The organism is uncultured Leptotrichia sp. (genome assembly GCF_938036635.1).
In the GTDB taxonomy this organism is placed as follows: domain Bacteria; phylum Fusobacteriota; class Fusobacteriia; order Fusobacteriales; family Leptotrichiaceae; genus Leptotrichia; species Leptotrichia hongkongensis.
This window is the reverse complement of the sequence record NZ_CALHQO010000049.1, coordinates 1-6,287: the sequence shown is the minus strand read 5'-3', so window position 1 is coordinate 6,287 and position 6,287 is coordinate 1. Positions and strand designations below refer to the sequence as shown.

General features: G+C 33.7%; 8 protein-coding genes. All 8 read right to left on the bottom strand.

The window, feature by feature from the left end; all coding sequences use genetic code 11:
- Positions 1–332 precede the first annotated feature (332 nt).
- The gene (gene dapB / locus Q0370_RS00850) at positions 333–1,067 is read right to left on the bottom strand and encodes a 4-hydroxy-tetrahydrodipicolinate reductase (protein WP_299570787.1); all 735 of its coding nucleotides are present in this window, start codon (positions 1,065–1,067) and stop codon (positions 333–335) included.
- 120 nt (positions 1,068–1,187) lie between these two features.
- On the bottom strand, positions 1,188–1,571 hold the full coding sequence (locus Q0370_RS00845) for a VOC family protein (RefSeq protein ID WP_006803462.1): 384 nt from the start codon (positions 1,569–1,571) through the stop codon (positions 1,188–1,190).
- A gap of 50 nt (positions 1,572–1,621) precedes the next feature.
- Complete coding sequence (locus Q0370_RS00840) at positions 1,622–2,620, bottom strand: DUF4912 domain-containing protein (protein ID WP_299570781.1); 999 nt, start codon at positions 2,618–2,620, stop codon at positions 1,622–1,624.
- Positions 2,621–2,712: 92 nt separating this feature from the next.
- A complete protein-coding gene (gene atpC, locus Q0370_RS00835; protein WP_021745093.1) occupies positions 2,713–3,102 on the bottom strand; it encodes an ATP synthase F1 subunit epsilon in 390 nt (129 codons plus the stop codon).
- Between the two features lie 99 nt (positions 3,103–3,201).
- Positions 3,202–4,599 (bottom strand): F0F1 ATP synthase subunit beta, encoded by a 1,398-nt coding sequence (atpD, locus tag Q0370_RS00830; RefSeq protein WP_021745094.1) that lies wholly within the window; start codon positions 4,597–4,599, stop codon positions 3,202–3,204.
- Positions 4,600–4,657: 58 nt separating this feature from the next.
- The gene (atpG, locus tag Q0370_RS00825; RefSeq protein WP_021745095.1) at positions 4,658–5,518 is read right to left on the bottom strand and encodes an ATP synthase F1 subunit gamma; all 861 of its coding nucleotides are present in this window, start codon (positions 5,516–5,518) and stop codon (positions 4,658–4,660) included.
- Between the two features lie 15 nt (positions 5,519–5,533).
- Positions 5,534–6,172: a hypothetical protein gene (locus Q0370_RS00820; RefSeq protein WP_299570772.1), complete on the bottom strand. Its 639-nt coding sequence runs from the start codon at positions 6,170–6,172 to the stop codon at positions 5,534–5,536.
- On the bottom strand, positions 6,165–6,287 hold a 123-nt coding region (locus tag Q0370_RS00815; RefSeq protein WP_299570790.1), incomplete at its 5' end, for a DUF3173 family protein. The genes Q0370_RS00815 and Q0370_RS00820, both read right to left, overlap by 8 nt.

Here is a 6,287-nt window from a genome sequence, read left to right as displayed (position 1 = left end):
TGAGCATAGCGAGTTTTTTGTCAGTGCAGAAAAATGTCGTAGACTAGCCATAGGTGGTAAGATTTGCGGCAATGAGCAATCCTACGAAAAATAATATAAAAGAGTGATATTTTATGAAAAACATTTTTAAAATTCTAATTTTAATTTTAGTTGGGGTAAGTGTGGCTAGTTGCGAACTTTTTAGTCCAAATTATTGGAATGAAGTAAATAGGAGTAGAGAAGAAAGAGGTACGTTATAGGAAATATAATGGAAATGTTTATTGTGAAGATACAAAGCTAAAATAATTGAAAAAAGAAAAACTCCAGTCTGAATAAAACTAGAGTTTTTTTTATTATAAACCAAGTACATCTTTCATTGTGTACAGTCCCGCTTTTTTCCCAGCAAGAAATTCTACAGCTTTAACTGCACCGTCTGAAAACATCTTTCTTGATAATGCTTCGTGCTTTATTTCGATAATTTCATCATTTTTTGCATAAATTACGGTATGTTCTCCGACTATGTTCCCGCCACGTATAGCGTGAACTCCTATTTCCTTTTCTGCACGTTTGCTGTGTCCTTCTCTTCCGTAAATTGTTCTGTAATCTTTTCCATCATTATCTAGATTTTCCTTGACAACTTCAAGTAAAGTATTTGCTGTACCGCTTGGTGCGTCAATTTTTCTGTTGTGATGCTTTTCAATTATTTCAATATCAAAATCCTTTAATAATTTTGTAGCAAAGGCTACAATTTCATTTACGATATTTACTCCAACTGAAGTATTTGTTGCTTTAATTATTGGTATTTGCTTTGATGCTTCCTGAATTTTTGCAATCTGTTCTTCTGAATGTCCAGTTGTAGCAATTAGAACTGGAACTTTTTTATCAATTCCCGCTTCAAGTACATCCTCCAGCAAACTGAAATGCGAAAAATCAATAATTGCATCAAAATCCACATCTTTTCCCTTCAGATTTTCAAAATCCCCATTTCCAAGCGGGTCAACCAGCCCAGCAAATTCATTTCCAGAATTTATTACTGATTCTTTTACATACTGTGCCATAACTCCAGCACCATATACTATTATCTTCATATTTTCTCCTTGCACCTGTTAAAATTTTGTATAAATAGTTTTACTATAAAAGACCGAAAATCTCGGTCTTTTCTTATGATATTTCTATTATTTGCTTTAAATATGTTTTATTGCTAACTTTTATTCTGCACGAATTACTTCCATACGGTAACCATCTGGATCCGTTACGAAATAATAATGTCCAGGTTTACCAGGCAATCCCATAAGATCTGTTGTCTTGTATCCCATTGCCTTATGTTTTTCATTATCTCCTTCCAAGTCGTCCGAAGCAATTGCCAGATGCGAAAAACCATCACCAATTGTATATGGACCGTGACCGTAATTATAAGTCAGCTCAATTTCAAAACTTTCTCCTGGAAGAGTCAAATAAACAATAGTAAATTTATGCTCTGGAAAATCTTTACGTCGGTCTTCCTTAAATCCAAATGCCTTTTCATAAAATTCAATAGATTTTTCTAAATTTTCTACACGTAAACAAGCGTGCAGCATATTTAACATTGCCATTTTAAATCTCCTTTAATCTTAATTTTTATAAAAACATTTATAAAAATGTTCTAACTGCTTCTTGAACCACCCATATCCAGTCTAAGATTTGGAAGTTTTCCTTTTATCACTTTTCTTTCGATTAATGATTCTGAAGCTCCTACTCTTGTCAATCTTTCTATAACTTCAATTATAAATTCATCATTTTCATCTACATCATAATCCGCAGGTATTCCTAAAAGGTGTCTTCCTTCTGGTGTTGAAACTGGCGTATTTATATATTTTATAAGCTGATTTGTATTTTTATCAAGTTTTACAGTTCCCCACGATAAATCAATATTATCAGAAACTTTATCATTTGGTGAGATTGCTTCCACTGAGTGAGCTACTTCAGAGTAGTTCCCGTAGTGGTCTTCATACCCGATAGAAGCTTCATAATGCTGCTGATCTACATCAATTTCAGTAATATAATGAGATCCTATTCTTTCATGTCTTATAATTTTTCTATATTCTTTGCCATCTTTGTAAAGTTTTATAACTACATTGTCAATAATTCCGTTATTTGAAGCCAATCTTTCATAAGTATCATCACGAATTTCCCAATAAACGTATAATGTTGTAGGATTTTTTGGCATTAGAACGATTTCATCTACAAAATATGATGCTGGTAATGGAGCCTTATCGAAATAAATATCATCATGGTCGGATTTTCCATCAAATTCTACACCTTTTGCATATTTTGAACGATTAATTTCAGTTTCAGTATATCTACGTCTTATCTGATCTGGCGAAATTTTTTCATAATTAAAGTCTATATCCTTGAAAAATTTTCTATATCTTTTTCCTAGGCTTCCTACCAATTTTTTATTTACAAAATTTCTATAAAACGTTCTGCTTCTCTTTATCAAAAAGTACTTTATTAAAACTCTTTCAATAATTTCCTTTTCAATAACTTCAAGCGAAATAAATCTTTCCAGTCTGTTCAAATTTTTTGTTATATTTCCAGTTAATTTTTCATTTACGTAATTTCTATAATGTGTTCTGCTTCTACTTTTTTTTATTTGCTCCATTTCCATACCACCTTTACGTCATTTATTTAAAATTATTACTAAATTAACTATATTTTATATTTATTATACCACATTTTTTAGAATTTCAAAATTTATTTCCTGCTCAAATTGCTCTTAATACGTTTTTTCGTTCCTAAAATATCCTGATCTTCCTGTATTTTTTGTCTTTTTGCTCTTTCAATTGCTACTTCCCTTGCCATTCTTTCAGCTTCTGCCTTAGTTGCCTCAACAATATTTACTCCTAGAATGACAACTTTATCTTGTCTTACTTCCAAGAATCCACCTTCCAGATAGTATGTGACATCTTCCTTATCTTTTTCACGAACAAGCATTTCTCCTGCACCAATTGGTGTAATATAATTAATATGCTTTGCAAGTATTCCGATATCTCCATTTTCTGTACGTAATTTTACAAATTCAACAGGCTTTTCAAAAACTAGTCTTTCTGGAGTTACTGCTTCCAAAATAAATTCTGCTGCCATAAAGCCTCCTTCCGTTCCAAAGTATGCTTACTTTTAACTTTAAGTATTGGAAAACAGGGAGTGCATTATCCCTGTTTCTATTAAATATTATTTTAAAAATTATTCACTCATCAGTTCTCGTGCTTTTGCAACTGCATCGTCAATTGTTCCGACATATAGAAATGCTTGTTCTGGTAAATCATCGTGAAGACCGTCTAAAATTTCCTTAAATCCACGTATTGTTTCTCTTAAAGGTACATATTTACCCTTCATTCCTGTAAATTGTTCTGCTACTGAGAAAGGCTGTGAAAAGAATCTTTGGATTTTTCTAGCACGGTTTACTGTTAATTTATCATTTTCATCCAGCTCATCCATTCCCAGAATTGCTATAATATCTTGCAATTCCTTGTATCTTTGTAATACTTTCTGAGTTTCCCTTGCAATTTTATAATGCTCATTTCCAACAATTTCAGGCTCAAGTATTCTTGAAGTTGAATCAAGAGGATCTACTGCTGGATAAATTCCAAGTGATGCAATTTGTCTTGACAATACTGTTGTTGCATCCAAATGGGCAAATGTTGTTGCTGGTGCCGGATCTGTCAAGTCATCTGCTGGCACATATACAGCTTGTACTGATGTAATCGAACCTGTACTTGTTGATGTTATTCTTTCCTGCAAGGCTCCCATTTCAGTTGCCAAGTTTGGCTGGTATCCTACGGCTGACGGCATTCTTCCAAGCAAAGCTGATACTTCAGATCCTGCCTGAGTAAATCTGAATATGTTATCAATAAATAAAAGTACGTTTTGTCCTTCCTTATCTCTAAAATATTCCGCCATTGTAAGTGCTGTAAGCCCTACTCTTAGTCTTGCACCAGGTGGTTCATTCATTTGTCCATACACTAATGCTGTCTTATCAATAACTCCACTTTCTGTCATTTCGTTATATAAATCACGTCCCTCACGTGTACGCTCTCCAACTCCTGCAAATACAGAAAGTCCTCCATGCCCTTTGGCAATATTGTTAATTAATTCCTGAATTAATACTGTCTTTCCGACTCCTGCTCCTCCAAACAGTCCGATTTTTCCACCTTTTAAGTATGGAGCAAGCAAATCTACTACTTTTATTCCTGTTTCCAGTATTTCAGAATCTGTTCCTTGCTGTTCAAATGACGGTGCATCCTTATGGATAGACTCCCTTAACACATCTGCATCCAATTTTTCACCATCATCAACCGCTTCCCCAAGCACATTGAAAATTCTTCCCAATGTAGCTCTTCCAACGGGAACTTGAATTGGTTTACCAGTATCGATAACTTCCAGTCCACGTCTTAATCCTTCAGTTCCAGACATTGCAACTGCTCTTACAACATTGTTTCCGTTGTGGGCGTGAACTTCAGCTACTAATTTTTCTCCGTTTTCCTTATACACTTCAAGTGCATTATAAATATCAGGCAATTTTTTTTCAAATTTTACATCTATAACTGGCCCAATAACTTGCACTAATTTACCTTTATTCATCGGTTACCTTTAACCTCCTTCTTAATTCATGCTCAGATTCTTTAAGGTTGTAAAAAAATTACTGTACTCCTAAAGAACCACTTATAATTTCTGTTAATTCCTGTGTTATTTTTCCTTGCCTTTCACGGTTATACTGCACTTCCAAATTTCTTATCATTTCAGAAGCATTATCGTTAGCCTGTTTCATTGCTGACATTCTAGCTGAATGCTCACTTGCCGAATTTTCAAGCAACGACTGATATAGTTTTATATTCAAAACTTGCGGCACAAATGAGTTCAACACTTCTTCCTCTGACGGATCAAACACATATTCCTTTGTTGGCAATCCTTCCTTTTTTTCTACTGGAAGTAGTTTTTCCACCTGAATATTATACTCAACTGCTGATACAAATTTTGAATAAATCATATAAACTTCATCATAAAAATCGTTTAAATAAAACTGCACTACATCTTCACTGATTTTTTTACCAGTTTCAAACATTGTTTCTGGAATCATCTGCGTATATTCACTATCCACATTGATATCCCGATTTTTACAATATTCTTTTGCTTTTCTTCCAATTGTTACAACTGAAACATCTTTTCCTTCTTTCTCAAACTGCTTTCTCATGCTCTCAAGCCTTCTAAAAGTATTTGAGTTAAAGCTTCCACATAACCCACGATCTGATGTCATCACTATAATTCCGACTCTTCTAACTTCTGGCTTTCCATCAAAAATTACAAACTTATTTCCCTTAAGACTTGCAACTAAATTATCAAAAGCCTCATTTACAGCATATGCATAGTTTCTAGATTTTAGAGTTAAAACCTGAAATTTTTTAAATTTTGTAGAAGAAACAATATTCATTGCGTTTGTTATTTGGCTTGTATTTTTTACACTGTCAATACGTTCCTTTATTTCTTTCATATTTGCTGACATATTATTTCACCTGCTTTACCACACATATTCTTTTTTAAAGTTCGTTATAAATTCATCTAGTCTGCTTTTCATTTCATCGTCTAATTCTTTCTTCTCACGAATTTCAGTTAAAATTTCTGAATTATTTTTAAGTGCTTCTATCAAATCTTTTTCAAATGTTCTGACTTTTTCAGTTGGAACATCTCCAAATATTAAACCGTGGTCTTTTGCACTTCTCAAAATCTGGTTAAGTAACCCCATTTTCCTTTTTGCATAAGAATTGGCATAATTCTCCACCACATATTTTTTATACATGGTAACATCTACCGGAGTAATAGCACGAGGTTTCTTTTTCCCAAAAAATTTCACCAGTTCTCTAAAAATGACCTCGTTTTTGTCCTCAATTCCTTGCCTTGTAGAAGCGTAGAAATTGGGCTTAAAGATAATCTCAAGAAACTGCTCAAAATTCATCTGGGTATGTTTCAAAGTGCCTTTTTTATGGACTTTATTCATAGCTTGCGTTCGTGCCTCAAAAGCCTCCTTAGCTGTATCATAACCACGTCTACGCTCCTGATACGGTTTACCAGTTGCCAAATCAACCCCAGCTTTAAAATAATACATATACTTCCCGGTTGACTTGTCTTTGCTGACGCCTGTATACTTTGTACTAGCCATTATTAAGCAACTCCGTGCCAATAATTTCTTCCACTACACGAGTTGGCACAGTTCCAAGACCTTTATTATTATAAAAGTCAAAACCTCTTTCAACCATGATAGCTTTAGCCTGTCT

Excerpts from the sequence above, each read along its gene's own strand:
- dapB (WP_299570787.1), bottom strand. The coding sequence starts at position 1,067 with ATGAAGATAATAGTATATGGTGCTGGAGTTATGGCACAGTATGTAAAA.
- Q0370_RS00845 (WP_006803462.1), bottom strand. The coding sequence starts at position 1,571 with ATGGCAATGTTAAATATGCTGCACGCTTGTTTACGTGTAGAAAATTTA.
- Q0370_RS00840 (WP_299570781.1), bottom strand. The coding sequence starts at position 2,620 with ATGGAGCAAATAAAAAAAAGTAGAAGCAGAACACATTATAGAAATTAC.
- atpC (WP_021745093.1), bottom strand. The coding sequence starts at position 3,102 with ATGGCAGCAGAATTTATTTTGGAAGCAGTAACTCCAGAAAGACTAGTT.
- atpD (WP_021745094.1), bottom strand. The coding sequence starts at position 4,599 with ATGAATAAAGGTAAATTAGTGCAAGTTATTGGGCCAGTTATAGATGTA.
- atpG (WP_021745095.1), bottom strand. The coding sequence starts at position 5,518 with ATGTCAGCAAATATGAAAGAAATAAAGGAACGTATTGACAGTGTAAAA.
- Q0370_RS00820 (WP_299570772.1), bottom strand. The coding sequence starts at position 6,172 with ATGGCTAGTACAAAGTATACAGGCGTCAGCAAAGACAAGTCAACCGGG.